Here is a 16,823-nt window from a genome sequence, read left to right on the forward strand (position 1 = left end):
GGATTCGTTGTTAATCCTGAAACGTGACGAAATTGGAAACGGCCCCAATTTTTTAATCCCGCCGTGTTTCGAGGCTTGCATGCCGGTGCGCCACGCGCCCTTGCGGCAGATCAAGCCCTGCTCCACGGTGAGCCGCCCAGCCCTTAACCACCGAGGGAAGCCAAGCGTTCCCTGTGTTCGTAACGCCGCGCTGAATGCGGTGCAATGCAAAGCGTGCCCGATAACCTATTCGTGGTGCAATCCTGACCTGCGTTGCAGGAGAGTGACGGTCGGGCGGCTTGAAATTGGCTGGAGATAAATATAAAGATATCTTTATGTCGTTAGATGGCCATCATCTCTTAGGCAAGCCGCTTTCCTATCTGAGCCTCCTCGATGGCCTGAAGGCTGCGGGCGAGGACACGCGCCTCCGGCTGCTCGCAGTGCTGGGCGAAGCGGAACTGACCGTCTCCGATCTGACCGAGATTCTCGGCCAGTCGCAGCCGCGCATTTCGCGCCATCTGAAGCTGCTGGCGGATGCGGGGCTGGTGGAGCGGCATCGGGAGGCGAGCTGGATGTTCTATCGTCGGGCCAATGAAGGACCGGGGGCCTGCATCGCCAATACCTTGCTGCGGTTGCTGGACCCGCTCGACGACGTGGTGCGCCGCGACCGTGACCGCCTCGCCGAGGTGCATGCAGCTCGTGCCCAGACGGCGCAGACCTATTTCGCCGCCCATGCCGCGCAATGGGATGCCATCCGCAGCCTGCATGTGCCGGAGACCGCCGTTGAAGATGCGGTGCACGAGGCGCTGGCCGGCACCCCGATCGATTCTTTGCTCGACCTTGGAACCGGCACCGGGCGCATGCTGGAACTGTTCGCGCCCGAGATCGGCCGCGGCATCGGCATCGATCTGTCCCCGGACATGTTGCGCATCGCCCGCGCCCATCTGGAGCAGGCGGGCATCCGCAATTGCTCGGTGCGCCAGGGCGACATCTATAACCTCGCCATGCCGCGCGATAGTTTCGATGCCATCATCATCCATCAGGTGCTGCACTTCCTCGACGATGCCGGCCGTGCTGTGCGCGAGGCGGCGCGGCTGCTGCGGCCGGGCGGGCGGCTGCTGGTGATCGATTTCGCGCCCCACGATCTGGAGTTTCTGCGTGAGGCGCATGCCCATCGCCGCCTTGGCTTCTCCACCGAGGCGGTGGAGGGCTGGCTGGCTCAGGCCGGACTGGAGCCGGTCATGAACAGGCGGCTTGCTCCCGAAACGGGCGGGGAAAATGCCCTGACGGTTTCCTTATGGCTCGCCTGCGACCCCCGCGTCGCCACAGTCCAAGAAAAGAGGGAGGTTGCGTGATGGCAGGGCCGATCCGGGCGAGCCGCGAGGTGGGCAAGGCGCCGGTGGGCGTCTCGTTCGAATTCTTCCCGCCCAAGACCGAGGAGATGGAGCGCAATCTGTGGTCCAGCGTGGCGCGCCTCGCGCCGCTTGCGCCGCGCTTCGTTTCCGTGACCTACGGCGCCGGCGGCTCCACGCGCGAGCGCACCCACGCCACCGTCGAGCGGCTGGTGCGCGAGACCGATCTTGCCCCCGCCGCCCATCTCACCTGTGTCGCCGCGACCCGGGCGGAGATCGACGATGTGGTGCGCGCCTATGCCAAGGCGGGCGTGAAGCACATCGTGGCCTTGCGCGGTGATCCCACCAGCGGCGTCGGCACCGCCTATGTGCCGCATCCCGACGGCTATGCCCATGCCTGCGATCTGGTGGCGGGAATCCGCAAGCTCGGGGATTTCGAGGTCTCGGTCTCGGCCTATCCCGAGAAGCATCCAGAAAGCCCGAGCATCGATGCCGACATCGATTATCTGAAGGAGAAGGTGGACAATGGAGCGACCCGCGCCATCACCCAGTTTTTCTTCGATAACGACGTCTATTTCCGCTATCTCGACAAGGTGCGGGCGCGCGGCATCAACATCCCGATTCTGCCGGGCATCCTGCCGGTGACCAATTTCAAGCAGGCCGCGAATTTTGCCGTTCGCACCGGCGCGCGCGTGCCGGACTGGTTGGCCAAGCGCTTCGAGGGGCTCGACAACGATCCCGAGACGCGCAAGCTGATCGCTGCCGCCGTCGCCGCCGAGCAGGCGACCGATCTGGTTGATCGCGGCGCCGCCGATATCCACTTCTACACCTTGAACCGTGCCGACCTGGTCTACGCCATCTGCCACCTCCTCGGCCTGCGGGCGAAGGACGAGGCGGCCGTGCAGCCTCAGGCCATCGCGGTGTGATCTTTCTTGCTGCGGGCGGCCTCGCCGCCCGCTTGGTCCGGGCCGCCAATCCCGGCAGACGCTTTAACGCTTCCCATATGGGATTAGTGGTGCACCATGACCGACGCCCGAAACGAGACCACAGCCGCCCTCCATGCCGCCGCGCGCGAGCGCATCCTGGTGCTGGACGGAGCCATGGGCACCATGATCCAGGGCCTGAAGCTGGACGAGGCCGGCTATCGCGGGGCGCGCTTCGCCGCCTGGCCGCGTGATGTGAAGGGCAATAACGACCTGCTGAACCTCACCCGGCAGGACGACGTACGGGCCATTCACCTCAAGTATTTTCTGGCCGGCGCCGACATTGTCGAGACCAATACCTTCTCCTCCACCACCATCGCCCAGGCCGATTACGGCATGGAGGAGTTCGCCTACGAACTGAACGTGGAAGGCGCCCGCCTCGCCAAGGAAGCCGCGCAGCAGGCACAGGCTCAGGACGGCCGGCGCCGGTTCGTCGCGGGCGCCATCGGACCCACCAACCGCACCGCCTCCATCTCGCCGGATGTGAACGATCCCGGCTTCCGTGCCACCTCCTTCGACGAATTGGCCGTGGCCTATGGCGAGCAGGCGCGCGGCCTGCTGGCGGGTGGCTCCGACCTGCTGCTGATCGAAACCATCTTTGACACGCTGAATGCCAAGGCCGCGATCTTCGCGATTGAAGGCCTGTTCGACGAATTGGGCACCCGCGTGCCTGTGATGATCTCCGGCACCATCACCGACCTTTCGGGCCGCACCCTCTCGGGCCAGACGCCGGCCGCCTTCTGGTATTCGCTGCGCCACGCCCAGCCGTTCTCCATCGGCCTCAATTGCGCCCTCGGCGCCAAGGAGATGCGCGCCCATATCGCCGAAATCGGAAAGGTGGCCGATACGCTGGTGTGCGCCTATCCCAACGCCGGCCTGCCCAACGAATTCGGCCTTTATGATGAGAGCCCCGAGGCCATGGCGGCGCTGGTGGGCGAATTCGCCGCCTCCGGCCTCGTCAACATCGTCGGCGGCTGCTGCGGCACCACGCCGGACCATATCGCGGCCGTTGCGAAGGCGGTCTCCGTCCACAAGCCGCGCACCGTACCTGAGCTGCCGCCCATGCTGCGCCTGTCGGGCCTCGAACCCTTCGAGCTGACGCCGCAGATCCCGTTCGTGAACGTGGGCGAGCGTACCAATGTCACCGGCTCGGCTCGCTTCCGCAAGCTGATCACCAACGGCGATTTTCCCGCAGCGCTCGCGGTTGCGCGCGACCAGGTGGAAAACGGCGCCCAGGTCATCGACATCAACATGGACGAGGGCCTGCTGGACAGCCAGAAGGCCATGGTCACCTTCCTCAACCTCGTCGCCGCCGAGCCGGATATCTCCCGCGTCCCGGTGATGGTGGACAGCTCCAAGTGGTCGATCATCGAGGCCGGGCTGAAATGCATCCAGGGCAAGGGCATCGTCAATTCCATCTCCATGAAGGAGGGGGAGGAGGGCTTCCGTGCCCAGGCGCGCTTGGTGCGCCGCTACGGCGCGGCGGTCGTCGTGATGGCGTTCGATGAGCAGGGCCAGGCCGATACGTTCGAGCGCAAGACCCAGATTTGCGCCCGCGCCTACAAGATCCTGGTGGAGGAATTGGGCTTCCCGCCTGAGGATATCATCTTCGACCCCAACATCTTCGCGGTCGCCACCGGCATCGAGGAGCATTCGCCTTATGGCGTGTATTTCATCAAGGCCACGCGCTGGATCCGCGAACATTTGCCCCACGCCCATATTTCCGGGGGCGTGTCGAACCTGTCGTTCTCGTTCCGCGGCAACGAGCCGGTGCGCGAGGCGATGCACGCCGTGTTCCTCTACCACGCCATCAAGGCGGGCATGGACATGGGCATCGTCAATGCCGGCCAGCTTGCGCTTTATGACGAAATCCCCGCCGAACTGCGGGAGGCGTGCGAGGATGTGGTGCTCAACCGTAATCCCGATGCCACCGAGCGCCTGCTGACCCTGGCCGAGGGCTTCAAGGGCGGCGCTGGCAAAGAGAAGAAGGAAGCCGATCTTGCCTGGCGCACGTGGTCGGTGGAAAAGCGCCTTGCCCACGCGCTCATCAATGGCATCACCGAATTCGTCGATGCCGACACCGAGGAGGCGCGCCAGCAGGTGGCCCGTCCGCTCCACGTCATCGAGGGGCCGCTGATGGCCGGCATGAATGTGGTCGGCGATCTGTTCGGCGCCGGCAAGATGTTCCTGCCGCAGGTGGTGAAGTCCGCGCGCGTGATGAAGCAGGCGGTGGCCTATCTCATGCCCTTCATGGAGCAGGAGAAGCTGGACAACGGCACCACCGAATCCTCATCCGCCGGCAAGATCCTGATGGCGACGGTGAAGGGCGATGTGCACGACATCGGCAAGAACATCGTCGGCGTCGTGCTCCAGTGCAATAATTTCGAGGTCATCGACCTCGGCGTTATGGTGCCCACCGCCAAGATCCTGGAAACCGCCAAGCGCGAGAATGTGGATGTGATCGGCCTGTCCGGTCTCATCACCCCTTCGCTGGACGAAATGGTGTCGGTCGCCTCCGAGATGGAGCGCGAGGGCTTCGTGGTGCCGCTGCTGATCGGCGGCGCCACCACCTCGCGCGTCCACACGGCGGTGAAGATCGCCCCGCAATACGAGCGGGGGCAGGCGGTCTATGTCACCGACGCGAGCCGCGCGGTCGGCGTGGTGGCGAACCTCCTGAACCCGGAGACGCGTGCCTCCTACATGGCTGACGTAAAGGCGGAATATGTGAAGCTGGCCGACGCCCATGCCCGCGCCGATGCCGCCAAGCAGCGTGTTCCGCTCGCCAAGGCGCGCGACAACGGCCTGAAGCTGGATTTCTCCGCCTATCTGCCGCCGAAGCCCGCTTTCCTCGGCACCCGCGTGTTCGAGGACCATGACCTCGCCGACCTCGTGCCCTTCATCGACTGGACGCCGTTCTTCCAGTCCTGGGAATTATCGGGCCGCTATCCGGCGATCCTGGAGGACCCGGTCGTGGGAGAGCCCGCTCGCAACCTGTTCAAGGATGCGCAGGCCATGCTGGCGCAGATGGTCGAGGAAAAGTGGGTGACCGCCAAGGCGGTGGTCGGCTTCTGGCCCGCCAATAGCATTGGCGACGATATCGTCCTGTTCCGCGATGATACCCGCAAGACGCCGCTGGCCTCCTTGCACACGCTGCGCCAGCAACTGGCGCGGCGCGAGGGGCGCTTCAACCTGGCGCTGTCCGACTTCATCGCCCCGCTGGACACTGGCGTGCCCGATTATGTCGGCGGCTTCGCCGTATGCACCGGGTTCGGCGAAGCGGCGCGGTCGGACGCGTTCAAGCACGCCAATGACGATTATTCCGCCATCATGGTGAAGGCCTTGTCGGACCGTCTGGCGGAGGCCTTCGCCGAGCGCATGCATCATCTGGTGCGCACCCAGCTTTGGGCGTATGCGCCCGACGAGGGGCTCTCCAACGATGACATGATCTTGGAGAAGTACCGCGGCATTCGTCCAGCACCTGGCTATCCCGCCCAGCCCGACCATACAGAGAAGGGGACGCTGTTCTCGATCCTGGATGCCACCAACAAGATCGGGCTTGAGCTGACCGAGAGCTATGCCATGTGGCCCGGCGCGGCGGTCTCCGGGCTCTATTTCTCCCATCCCGAGAGCGCTTATTTCGGCGTCGGCCGCATCGAGCGCGACCAGGTGGAGGATTATGCCGTCCGCAAGGGATGGAGCGTGGAAGAGGGGGAGCGCTGGTTGGCGCCGATCCTCAATTACGATCCCGCGCGCCGCGCTGCGGCCGAGTGAGGGCGGGCAAATCGGGTCAACAAAAAGGGGCGCACATGCGCCCCTTTTCTTTTCAGATCCGCGTCAACGGCTCACAGGCCGGCGATGCAGGTGTATTTGATGTTGAGGTATTCGTCGCAGCCGTACTTGGAGCCTTCGCGGCCGACACCACTCTCCTTGTAGCCGCCGAACGGTGCCACTTCGGAGGTGATGACGCCAGCATTGACGCCGACCTGGCCATATTCCAGCGCCTCGGCAACCCGGAACGCGCGGCCGAGATCCTTGGTGAAGAAATAGCAGGCAAGGCCATATTCGGTGTCATTTGCGAGGCGCACGGCCTCTTCCTCGGTCTCGAACTTGAAGATCGGGGCCATGGGTCCGAAGATCTCCTCGCGGGCGAACGCCATGTCGGCGGAGGCATTGGCGATCACGGTCGGCTCGAAGAAGGTGCCACCGAGCTGGCTGCGCCTGCCGCCGGCGACAACCTTGCCGCCCTTGTCCACCGCGTCCTTCAGTAGGCGTTCCACCTTGGCGACCGCCTTTTCCTCGATCAGCGGACCGGCCACGACGCCGTCGTCGAAGCCATTGCCGATTTTCAGCTTCTTGGAGGCGGCAACGAACTTCTCGACGAAGGCGTCATAGACGCCGGCCTGAACGTAGAAGCGGTTGGTGCACACGCAGGTCTGGCCGGCATTGCGGTATTTGGAAGCGATGCCCCCTTCCACTGCCGCGTCAAGGTCGGCATCGTCAAATACGAGGAAGGGCGCGTTGCCGCCGAGTTCCATGGAGATCTTCTTCATGGTGTCCGAAGACTGCTTCATGAGCAGCTTGCCGACCGCCGTGGAGCCGGTGAAGGTAATCTTCTTCACGATCGGGTTGGAGGTCATTTCGCCACCGATGGCCTTGGCGTCGCCGATGAGGATGTTGATGACGCCCGCCGGAATTCCCGCCTTCTCCGCCAGCACCCCCCAGGCCAGGCCCGAATAGGGGGTCAGCTCGGAGGGCTTGCACACAACGGTGCAGCCGGCCGCAAGCGCCGCGCCGATCTTGCGTGAGAGCATGGAGGAGGGGAAGTTCCACGGCGTGATGGCGGCGACCACACCAACCGGCTCCTTGGTGACGAGGATGCGTCGACCGGGCCAGGGGGAGGGAATGACATCGCCGTACAGGCGGCGCGCTTCCTCGGCAAACCAGCGCACATAGGCGGCCGAGGCGCCCACTTCGCCGCGCGCTTCCGCCAGGGGCTTGCCCTGCTCGCTGGTGAGGATGGAGGCCAGCTCTTCCTGATTGGCGAGGATCAGATCGGCGAGCTTGTGCAGGAGGGTCGCGCGCTCGGCTGCAGTCTTGGCGCGCCACGCGGGCAGGGCTTTGGCTGCGGCCTCGATGGCGCGGCGCGTCTCCGCCGAGCCGGCATCGGGAACCGTGCCGATCAGATCACCGGTCGCGGGATTAACGACGTTGATTGTGCCGGCGCCGTCAGCGTCGATCCATTGGCCGCCGACCAGGATCTGTTCGCGCATCAGGGGGAAGGCGGGCGTAGTGCCGGAAACGGGGGCGAGAGCGGGCATGTGGTGCTCCTAAGGATACGGTCATAGAACAAGCAAATATGTCCGCGCGACCGCACCGTATGCGGGGCGGCGTCGGGCAAGGTGTGGGGCTGGATGAGCGCGCTGGTCAGCGCACGCAGGTGATGGAGTGCAGCGGGACAATCTGTTCCTTCTGATTATCGCCGCCGGCGATTTGGCAGCGCAGATAGTCGCGGCCGACGCTCAGCGGTGCATAGCCGGTGATGGTCGTACCGCCGACTACTTGAATGATGATCGCCTGTCCTGCTTTGGCGCCGACGATTTCCAGGATGGCCTGGCGAAAATCATCGTCCTTCATCTGGCACCGCATGTGGCACTCCCCTTTGGGTCTGCGTTTCCTCGCTCGGCCTTTCCGGCTCTCGCCGTGGAACTATAGCCCCGATACGCCGATCTTAGACATGCGGTCTGTGCAATTCTTCGCGCAAAGGTCTGTGCGGTGCGTGCGCCTATGCAACAGGAGCGATGGCGTGGAAGAACGCGCCGGTTACGTGTTCGCGCCGGCTGCCGGACGGACCCAGAGTGTCGCCTTGGGAATCGCTCAGTTCGGCGAGCGGCTCGTCTTTACCGAGGGTCAGGATGGTCGCGTAATGAAATTCGTGCCCCCGCACCCGTGTCCCCGCCGGGCCGAGGGGAGAGGGGACTGACAGGTGGGCCTCGCGATACCCGAGGTTCATCTTGCGTTGGGCGAAGCTGGTTTCGAGCCCGAGCAGACCCAGCATTTCGTGCACCGTGCCGGACGCGTCGGTGATCGCGGCACCGAGGGTCATGTAGCCCCCGCATTCGCCGTGGACCGGCTTTACGGCGGCGAACGCCCGCATTCCCTGCTTGAAGCGCGCGGCCGCCGCCAACGTGCCGGCATGCAGTTCGGGATAGCCCCCGGGCAGCCAGCATACGTCGCAGCTCCGATCCGGCGCTTCGTCGGCGAGTGGCGAGAAGGGCAGGATTTCCGCGCCGGCACGGCGCCAGGATTGCAGCAGATGGGCATAGAGGAAGCTGAAGGCTGGATCCTGCGCCAGCGCGATGCGCTGACCCGGCGGCGGCAGAGCGGGGGCTGAAACATGCGCCGGAAGGGGGGCGAGGGGCGCCGCCAGGGCAAAAATGGCATCGAGGTCGCACTGCTTCTCGGCCATGTCGGCGAGCGCGGCGAACCGGGTGGCGAGGTCGTCATGCTCGCCCGCCTGGACAAGGCCGAGATGACGTTCCGGTAGAACCAGTGTGTCGGTGCGCGGGATCGCGCCGAGCACGGGCAGGCCCAACGGCGCCATGGATTGGGTGACGAGGCGCGTGTGGCGGGCACTGCCGACCCGGTTGAGGATCAGCCCGCCGATTCGCACGCGCGGGTCGTGGGTAGCAAAGCCCCGCGCCACCGCGGCGGCGGTCTGGGATTGCCCCGAGACGTCGAGCACCAGCAGCACCGGGATGTTCAGCAGAGCGGCTACGTCGGCCCCGGCGCCGGATCGCCCGTCGGTGCCCGGCACCCCGTCGAACAGGCCCATTGCGCCTTCCACCACCAGCAATTCACCGCCCGCCGCGGCCTCGGTGGCGAGGGATTCCAGCAGGGCCGGCGGCATGGCCCAGCTGTCGAGATTGAGGCCGGGGCGTCCGGTCGCGGCTGCGTGGAAGGCGGGGTCGATATAATCTGGCCCCGATTTCGCGGCCCGCACCCTCACACCACGCCGGGCGAAGGCGGCAAGCAGACCAAGGGTGACCGTGGTCTTTCCCGAGCCGGAACGGGGCGCGGCGATCAGCAGTCCGCGCGCGCTCATGCGAGGTCGAGGCTGGGCTGCGCGTGACGGATCGGATCGCCGGGTACGATCCGTCCGCCCGTCACCACCTTGGCGTAGATGCCGCAATCGGTATGGCCGTAGCTCTTTGCCAGGCCCTTGACGATGTTGAGGTCGCGCTCCGCCGTGGCGGGATTGACGCTGGTGGCGGCGCAGCGCTCGGTGCGCTTGAGCACCTCAAGCCGCACCCGGTCGCCGACGGCGAGGGTTTTGCCTTCAAGCTCCAGTTCCGCCCCCGCAGGCAGGCCATCGAGATGCAAGTTCATGCGGAAGCGGATCGGGTCGATCTGCGCGCCCATCTTCGCCTCCAGGTCGCGCACGCTGGCGAGATTGAGCAGGGAGACGAAGCCGGAGCGCAGCGAATCCATAAAGCGGTGGCTGACCGGTGCGGTGAGCAGCTTCAGGGGGCCGCGCGCTTCTCTCTCCATGTAAGAGGTGAGGAACCGCTCGATCTCAGCCCGTCCCTCGGCGGTGGAGAGGTCCCCGTGCGCCACCTCAGCGTCGCCCTTGGACAGGGTGAAGACCGTGCTGACGGGGTCGAAGCGCGTTTTCAGGGCCGCGATGCGAGCATTGCGCATCAGCACGACGAAGGCAGTCTTCTCTTTATAGGTCGGGGCGTCCGGGTCGAAGCCGCTCGGGCCATTCTCCACCGCGTAGAGCCGGTCACCGGGGAAGAAATCACCGGCGCGCAGGTCCACGCCGTCCATCGGTTCGGGAGAAAAGCCCTTCACCGGATAGCGGTTTATGGCAATCAGGGTCGCGACGGGCGCGCGCATGGATGGCATTCCTCGACTGGCGCAGTGCTTATGGCTCGCATTGCGATGCGGGCCGGTCAAGGTGCGGCCGCGCATGTTCATGCCGCCGGTGACGTGTTCCGTGATACGCATCAAGGCGCGGCGGGCGCCGACGTGGAAAATTCCCGTCTGCGTAGAGGCATGACCCCCTTCCCCTGGGCGCCGGGCATCCCCACATCCCGCAACGGCGGCGCGTCAAGCGCGACCGCTGCGGCGGCCGGGGATACCGGAGCCGCATCCGATCGTGTCCCGTCGTGCTTTTCAAGGCGTCGGGAGCGCCGAGGAGGAACGATATGAATTTTGAAATCTATACCGAGCGCGCGCGCGGTTTCGTGCAGTCGGCACAGTCGCTCGCCGTCCGCGAAGGCAACCAGCAGTTTGCGCCCGAGCATCTTCTGAAGGTATTGCTCGACGATCCCGAGGGCCTGTGCTCCGGTCTCATCCAGCGTGCGGGCGGCAATCCGACCCAGGTGCGCGACGAGGTGGAGCTTGCGCTTCGCAAGCTGCCGAAGGTGCAGGGCGGTTCTGGACAAGTTTATCTGAGCCAGCCTTTGGCGCGTGTGTTCGAGGCTGCCGAGCAGGCGGCGAAGAAGGCGGGCGACGGCTATGTCACCGTCGAGCGGCTTCTGCTTGCCCTCGCCATCGAGAAAGAAACCGAGGCCGGTCAGATCCTGGCGCGGGCCGGCGTGACCCCGCAAAATCTCAATGCCGCCATCGAAGCGCTGCGCAAGGGCCGGACCGCCGATACGGCGACCGCCGAGAACGCCTATGACGCGCTGAAGAAATATGCCCGCGACCTGACCCAGGCGGCGCGTGACGGCAAGCTTGATCCGGTCATCGGCCGCGACGAAGAGATTCGCCGCACCATCCAGGTGCTGGCGCGCCGGACCAAGAACAACCCCGTGCTCATTGGCGAGCCGGGTGTCGGCAAGACCGCGATCGTGGAAGGCCTCGCCCGCCGGATCATTGATGGCGACGTTCCGGAAAGCTTGAAGAACAAGAGCCTGCTCGCGCTCGACATGGGCTCCCTCATCGCCGGCGCGAAATATCGCGGCGAGTTCGAGGAGCGTCTCAAGAGCGTGCTCAATGAGGTGCAGTCGGCCGAGGGTGGGATCATCCTGTTCATCGACGAGATGCACACCCTCGTCGGTGCCGGCAAGACCGATGGCGCGATGGATGCATCCAATCTGCTCAAACCCGCCTTGGCGCGCGGCGAGCTGCATTGTGTCGGCGCCACCACGCTGGATGAATACCGTAAGCATGTGGAGAAGGACGCGGCGCTCGCCCGTCGGTTCCAGCCCGTCTTCGTCTCCGAGCCGACCGTGGAGGATACCGTCTCGATCCTGCGCGGTCTCAAGGAGAAGTATGAGCTGCACCACGGCGTGCGGATCACCGACAGCGCGCTGGTCGCGGCCGCGACGCTCTCCAACCGCTACATCACCGACCGCTTCCTGCCGGACAAGGCCATCGACCTCGTCGACGAGGCGTCCTCGCGCCTGCGCATGCAGGTGGATTCCAAGCCCGAGGCCCTGGACAATCTCGACCGCGAGATCGTGCGGCTGAAGATCGAGCAGGAGGCGCTGAAGAAGGAGACCGACCAGGCCTCCAAGGACCGCCTGAAGCGGCTTGAAAAGGAACTGGCCGATCTTGAGGAGCGCGCCTCCGTCCTCACGTCCAAATGGAAGGCGGAGAAGGAGAAGCTCGGCACGGCGACCACGCTCAAGGCCAAGCTCGACCAGGCGCGCGCCGATCTGGCAACCGCCCAGCGCCAGGGCGAATACCAGAAGGCGGGTGAGCTGACCTATTCGGTGATCCCGGACCTGGAGAAGAAACTGGCGACCGTCGAAGCGGCCGGCGACAAGGGCGGCACCATGGAAGAGGCCGTGACGCCCGACCATATCGCAGGTGTGGTCTCCCGCTGGACCGGCGTGCCCGTGGACAAGATGCTGGAAGGCGAACGCGAGAAGCTGCTCAAGATGGAGCTTGAGTTGGCCAAGCGCGTGATCGGCCAGGACGAGGCGGTCACCGCCGTGTCCACCGCCGTGCGGCGTTCGCGCGCCGGATTGCAGGATCCGAACCGTCCCATCGGCTCGTTCCTGTTCCTCGGACCGACCGGCGTGGGCAAGACCGAACTGACGAAGGCGCTCGCCAATTATCTGTTCGACGACGACACCGCCATGGTGCGCATCGACATGTCGGAATACATGGAGAAGCACTCCGTGAGCCGGCTGATCGGTGCTCCTCCAGGCTATGTCGGCTATGAGGAGGGCGGTGCCCTCACCGAAGCGGTGCGGCGCCGGCCCTATCAGGTCGTGCTGTTCGACGAGGTGGAGAAGGCCCATCCGGACGTCTTCAACGTTCTGCTGCAGGTGCTCGACGACGGGCGCCTGACGGACGGGCAGGGGCGCACGGTGGACTTTCGAAACACGCTGCTGGTGATGACCTCCAACCTCGGCGCGGAATATCTCTCGGATCCTCGTCAGCCGGTGGGCTTTGGCATTCCCGGCCAGGAGGGCGAGAAGGTGGTCTCCGACGACGAGGCCTATGAGCTGGTGATGGGAGCCGTGCGGCGTCACTTCCGCCCGGAATTCATCAACCGTATCGACGAGATCATCATGTTCCACCGCCTGAAGCGGGATCAGATGGCCGGCATCGTCGACATCCAGATGGGCCGTATTGCCAAGCTGCTGGAGGATCGCAAGATCGTCCTCGACCTGGCTCCCGAAGCGCGGACCTTCCTTGCCGACAAGGGGTACGACCCCGCCTATGGCGCGCGGCCGCTCAAGCGGATCATCCAGAAGCTGGTGCAGGATCCCATGGCGGAGAAGATCCTCGCCGGCGACATACTGGACGGAACCCGGGTGCGCGTGGGCCTGGAGGGGGGCCGCCTGACCTTCGCGAACGAGGGGCCGGTCGAACAGGCCGCCTGACGCAAACGCGCCGATCCAAAAGAGAAGGGCCCTCCCATCGGGAGGGCCTTTTGCGTGTCAATCAGCTCCCCCGCAATTTCTGTAGCAGAGCCTCAGTCTTCTTGAGGACCAACGTAAACTGGGGTTGGTTGACGATCTCTTTTGCGTAGCAGGCGCGCACGGCGGCGGAGCCGTCGTCCCGCAGGGTCATGGCTTTATCCCAACGCGGATCATCCGCGCCCTTTCCGCCTTTCTGTACGGCGGCAAACAGAGCGTTCGCCTTGGCGTCAAACTCCTTCCAGATTTTGGTGCAGGCGGGAATGAACTTATAGGCTTCGGACGCAGGTGCCGTTCCGACGGTGACCCGACCGCCGGCGATCCTGGCGATCACGACAGCATTGGGGGGTGCATTGCCAAGATCGTCCTGGGCGAACACGCCCAGGGCTGCATGGAGTTTTTCATCGGCCTGCGCGGACAGCGGAAGGGCGACATAGCTCTGGAACGCGGCATCGCTGCCGGTGGCCTGGGTATAGAAGGGATCCGATTTGATGGCCGCGTCCAGCCCTTCGCCCGCGGGCAGGCTCAGGCTTTCGGCCTCATGGCTGACCCAGTTCGCGAGCACCGGCTCCGGTGACACGAAGATGCGCGTCTCATACTTTGCGTCGTGGAACAGGAGCCCATCGGGACGGCCGCTTTCGATGTCGCCATCGTACAGCGCGCCGGGGGAAAAGCTCGGGGTCTTCTCAAGACCCTTGTAGGAGAGCGGGCCCAGTAGTGCGGCCATCTGCTTCTGCAGATCAGCGCGGGCGTGCTCGTCTTGCTTGAATACTGCGTCGTTGCCCGCTCCGGCCTTTTCTGCGGCGGCGATGGCGGCAACATACTTGTCGCGGGATGCGATATAGGCGTCGTCCGCAGAGCCACTGAACGCCGCTGTAGGAAGACAAGCGGTAAAAAACAGGGCGCCGGAGATCCGCCGGGCGGCACGTGGCATACGGACTTTCATAAACAGGCTCGCGGTTCGCACTTTGGCATGCCGCCAGTCTATCCGAACCTGCCGAATGGGAACACTTAAGGCCTCAACGGGCCTGAGAGTCTCAACCTATCTCGAACGGCTGTTGCCGCTGGCGGCCGAGGCCACCTTCGGCGGCACCGGTGCGTGGCTCAGAAGAAGTTCGATGCGCTCCCGCTCTTTCTTGAATTCCGCAAGGAACCGCCCGTCGAGCGCGCGGCCGCGTGGCAGCTTCACGCGCATGGGATCCACGAACGAGCCGTTGATCTTCACCTCATAGTGGAGATGCGGGCCGGTGGAGAGGCCGGACGAGCCGAGATAGCCGATCACCTGCCCCTGCCGCACCTGAACGCCCTCGCGAATGCCCTTCGCAAAGCCGGACTGGTGGGAATAGGTGGTGACATAGCCGTTGGCGTGCTGGATCTCGGTGTGCCGGCCGTAACCCGACTTCCAATTGGCATAGATGATGGTGCCGTTGCCCGCCGCAAAGATCGGCGTGCCTACCGCATCCGACCAATCCACACCGGTATGCAACTTGGAATAACCGAGGATGGGATGGCGGCGATAGCCGAAGGGGGAGCGCATGATGCCCCCAGCCATGGGTTTGCGAACCAGGAACTTCTTCGCGCTCTTGCCGTCCTCGTCGTAATAATCCACCAGACCGTCGTCGGAGGTCTGGAAGCGATAGTAGCGGCGGGTTTCCCCATTGGTGCTCAGTGCGGCGTATAGCACTTCCTCATCGCCGCCATCCTCGGTGTAAAGCACCTCGAAATTGTCACCCGGCTTCACGCGGCGCTGGAAGTCGACATCGAAGGAGTAGACCCGCACCAGATCGGCGATGATGCTGCGAGGCACCTCGTTGCGCAGAGCGGTTTCGTAGATGCTCTCGTAAAGGCGGATGCCGGGGCCGTCGTCGTCGCCGTCCACATCCTCCGAGATTCCGCCGACATCTGTTTCGGTCGGCTCTGCCACCTGCACAAACTTGTCGTTGTCTGCTTTCGCAACGGTGCCTTCGTGACCGGCGTCGCTGAACAGAGAAATGCGCAGCGGATGGGTCTTCTTGTCGGCACCGTCCTGGGTGAGCAGGCGGATGCGCAGCCCTTCCTTCACCGTTCCGTCGCGCCCGCGACCGAAGGCGGCGGCGGCTTGACGGGCCTCGTCCTGCGTTACTCCGACGTCCGTGAGCACGGACACGATGGTGTCGCCCTTCTTCACCAGCACCGTCTGGTCGGACCAGGCATTGCCGCCGGACGTTTCGTCCGAGGTCTTGCTCAGGAATGACACGTTTTCCGGTACTTCCAACTTGGGAGCGATGCCTGCTCCAGTGGTGGCGGGATAATTGCCCTGGGCCGCGTAGGCGAGATAGGGCGCTGCCCCTCCATTCGCGGGCTTCTGTCCGAGCCCGGTGAAGGCTTGCGGCAGGCTTGCGGCAAGTACGGGCTGGGCGCGGGCGAGTTCTGCGACCTCGCGCACTTTCACCAGCACGTCCTCCATCGCCACGGCGGCGCCGAACTTCAGATTGGCCGGGGCATTGGCAAGATCGCGCATTACCACCGTGACCTCGCCTGTCGGTTCGGCCTGGGGCACCGCCTCTTGTTTGTCCACGGACTGCGCCACGAGCTGCGCCGGGTTGAAACGCGGGATGTTGGAGGAGACGCTGGTGGTGGACATGGCAAGGTTCGCCGTCACGCGCGTGAAGGGGCGGACCTTGATGATCTCCTTGTCGCCCACCTTGGTGGTAACCGAGAGCCGGAACGTCTGCCGCGCGGTGGAGGCTTCCGCCAACAGCGACATGCGATCGCCCTTGCGGGCAGAATTGGAAGGCCGTTCGCCGGCGGCGAGTGCGCCCCGCACGACCGCCCTTACGGTTTCGGGAAGCGAGGCGAAGCGGTGGTCGCCGTCGAGTGCGGCATAGACCGCGCCGCCCATGAGAAAGCTGCCGCAAAGGCCAGTCAGCAGAGTGGCTGCGAGCCAGCGTACTGAGATCCGGTGGCGGTCGATCTCTTCCTCATCGCCGTCGACGCCGAGCGGGGGCTCGTCGCCAAGCCCGGCTGCGCTCGTCGCGTCTCGCCAGGTGCCGGCCGATCGTCTGTGCTGCAAGTCCCGACCCTTTGCTGATGCCGCGCCGGCGCGCGGTCATGCACCTTTAACCGACGAAGCAAGAACATGACGGTACCCTGAAGCCCCGTCAATCTGGTGAGATTCCTCTTCGAACGCGGCGGGATGTGAGGGGGCAGACAAGGCAAAAGCATGGCGGAGCCGCAAAGGCTTACTGTGACAGGACTTTAAACGGCAGTCGCGGAGCCCCTCTCGCGCGACGCGCGTGATTCAACGCCCCACACAGGTGTTTGCCGCCATAGGGGGCGATGCGAACAGGGCGCGGCCGGACAGCGCACGGAAGGAGGTGTGGGGCGTTGGAGTACCGGGAGCGAAGTTTCGTCCCAGCCCACCGTCGAGCCCCCCATGCATCTGTCTGATGAAACAAGACCTCCCTCCAACCCCGCCGGCGCCAGGTAAGCCCCTTGGGGAGGTGCCTGAATGAGACGAAAACGCCAATTTGCGCCGGCGTGCGGCCCGACAAATCCATCGAAAGTGGCCCGTGGAGAGCGCAAAGACGGGCGCCCGATACCATCATCCCCAGGGCACATATCAGGTTAATAGCTTGTATTTATGTGAT

10 protein-coding genes are annotated in these 16,823 nt (G+C 64.7%); 4 read left to right on the forward strand and 6 right to left on the reverse strand.

Annotation, left to right across the window (positions count from 1 at the left end; genetic code table 11):
- Positions 1-314: 314 nt before the first annotated feature.
- The 3 genes from V5F77_RS13930 to metH all read left to right on the forward strand — a co-directional run bounded on the left by V5F77_RS13930 (position 315) and on the right by metH (position 6,085).
- Entirely contained in the window at positions 315-1,334 is a 1,020-nt protein-coding gene (locus tag V5F77_RS13930; protein WP_429005958.1) for an ArsR/SmtB family transcription factor, read from the forward strand.
- Complete coding sequence (gene metF, locus V5F77_RS13935) at positions 1,334-2,257, forward strand: methylenetetrahydrofolate reductase [NAD(P)H] (protein WP_429005959.1); 924 nt, start codon at positions 1,334-1,336, stop codon at positions 2,255-2,257. Before V5F77_RS13930 ends, metF begins: the two co-directional genes overlap by 1 nt.
- 96 nt (positions 2,258-2,353) lie before the next feature.
- On the forward strand, positions 2,354-6,085 hold the full coding sequence (gene metH / locus V5F77_RS13940; protein ID WP_429005960.1) for a methionine synthase: 3,732 nt from the start codon (positions 2,354-2,356) through the stop codon (positions 6,083-6,085).
- A gap of 71 nt (positions 6,086-6,156) precedes the next feature.
- Here the strand turns inward: metH and V5F77_RS13945 are convergent, their stop codons facing one another.
- The 4 genes from V5F77_RS13945 to V5F77_RS13960 form a co-directional block, all read right to left on the reverse strand.
- A complete protein-coding gene (locus tag V5F77_RS13945) occupies positions 6,157-7,584 on the reverse strand; it encodes an NAD-dependent succinate-semialdehyde dehydrogenase (protein WP_429005969.1) in 1,428 nt (475 codons plus the stop codon).
- A gap of 154 nt (positions 7,585-7,738) precedes the next feature.
- Positions 7,739-7,948, reverse strand: a complete 210-nt coding sequence (locus V5F77_RS13950) for a hypothetical protein (RefSeq protein ID WP_429005961.1) — start codon at positions 7,946-7,948, stop codon at positions 7,739-7,741.
- Between the two features lie 148 nt (positions 7,949-8,096).
- Complete coding sequence (locus tag V5F77_RS13955) at positions 8,097-9,416, reverse strand: cobyrinate a,c-diamide synthase (RefSeq protein WP_429005962.1); 1,320 nt, start codon at positions 9,414-9,416, stop codon at positions 8,097-8,099.
- Complete coding sequence (locus V5F77_RS13960; protein WP_429005963.1) at positions 9,413-10,210, reverse strand: MOSC domain-containing protein; 798 nt, start codon at positions 10,208-10,210, stop codon at positions 9,413-9,415. The genes V5F77_RS13955 and V5F77_RS13960 overlap by 4 nt, the downstream gene beginning before the upstream one ends.
- A gap of 311 nt (positions 10,211-10,521) precedes the next feature.
- Between V5F77_RS13960 and clpB the strand changes: the two genes are divergently transcribed.
- Positions 10,522-13,158 carry an ATP-dependent chaperone ClpB gene (clpB, locus tag V5F77_RS13965; protein ID WP_429005964.1) on the forward strand — a complete coding sequence of 879 codons (2,637 nt, stop codon included), beginning with the start codon at positions 10,522-10,524 and terminating at the stop codon, positions 13,156-13,158.
- Between the two features lie 61 nt (positions 13,159-13,219).
- Here the strand turns inward: clpB and V5F77_RS13970 are convergent, their stop codons facing one another.
- Both V5F77_RS13970 and V5F77_RS13975 read right to left on the reverse strand, forming a co-directional pair.
- The gene (locus tag V5F77_RS13970; RefSeq protein WP_429005965.1) at positions 13,220-14,128 is read right to left on the reverse strand and encodes a hypothetical protein; all 909 of its coding nucleotides are present in this window, start codon (positions 14,126-14,128) and stop codon (positions 13,220-13,222) included.
- A gap of 108 nt (positions 14,129-14,236) precedes the next feature.
- The gene (locus V5F77_RS13975) at positions 14,237-16,246 is read right to left on the reverse strand and encodes a peptidoglycan DD-metalloendopeptidase family protein (RefSeq protein WP_429005966.1); all 2,010 of its coding nucleotides are present in this window, start codon (positions 16,244-16,246) and stop codon (positions 14,237-14,239) included.
- Positions 16,247-16,823 lie beyond the last annotated feature (577 nt).

The organism is Roseixanthobacter psychrophilus, assembly GCF_043195195.1.
Taxonomy (GTDB): Bacteria; Pseudomonadota; Alphaproteobacteria; order Rhizobiales; family Xanthobacteraceae; genus NCEH01.

Excerpts from the sequence above, each read along its gene's own strand:
- V5F77_RS13930 (WP_429005958.1), top strand. The coding sequence starts at position 315 with ATGTCGTTAGATGGCCATCATCTCTTAGGCAAGCCGCTTTCCTATCTG.
- metF (WP_429005959.1), top strand. The coding sequence starts at position 1,334 with ATGGCAGGGCCGATCCGGGCGAGCCGCGAGGTGGGCAAGGCGCCGGTG.
- metH (WP_429005960.1), top strand. The coding sequence starts at position 2,354 with ATGACCGACGCCCGAAACGAGACCACAGCCGCCCTCCATGCCGCCGCG.
- V5F77_RS13945 (WP_429005969.1), bottom strand. The coding sequence starts at position 7,584 with ATGCGCGAACAGATCCTGGTCGGCGGCCAATGGATCGACGCTGACGGC.
- V5F77_RS13950 (WP_429005961.1), bottom strand. The coding sequence starts at position 7,948 with ATGAAGGACGATGATTTTCGCCAGGCCATCCTGGAAATCGTCGGCGCC.
- V5F77_RS13955 (WP_429005962.1), bottom strand. The coding sequence starts at position 9,416 with ATGAGCGCGCGCGGACTGCTGATCGCCGCGCCCCGTTCCGGCTCGGGA.
- V5F77_RS13960 (WP_429005963.1), bottom strand. The coding sequence starts at position 10,210 with ATGCGCGCGCCCGTCGCGACCCTGATTGCCATAAACCGCTATCCGGTG.
- clpB (WP_429005964.1), top strand. The coding sequence starts at position 10,522 with ATGAATTTTGAAATCTATACCGAGCGCGCGCGCGGTTTCGTGCAGTCG.
- V5F77_RS13970 (WP_429005965.1), bottom strand. The coding sequence starts at position 14,128 with ATGCCACGTGCCGCCCGGCGGATCTCCGGCGCCCTGTTTTTTACCGCT.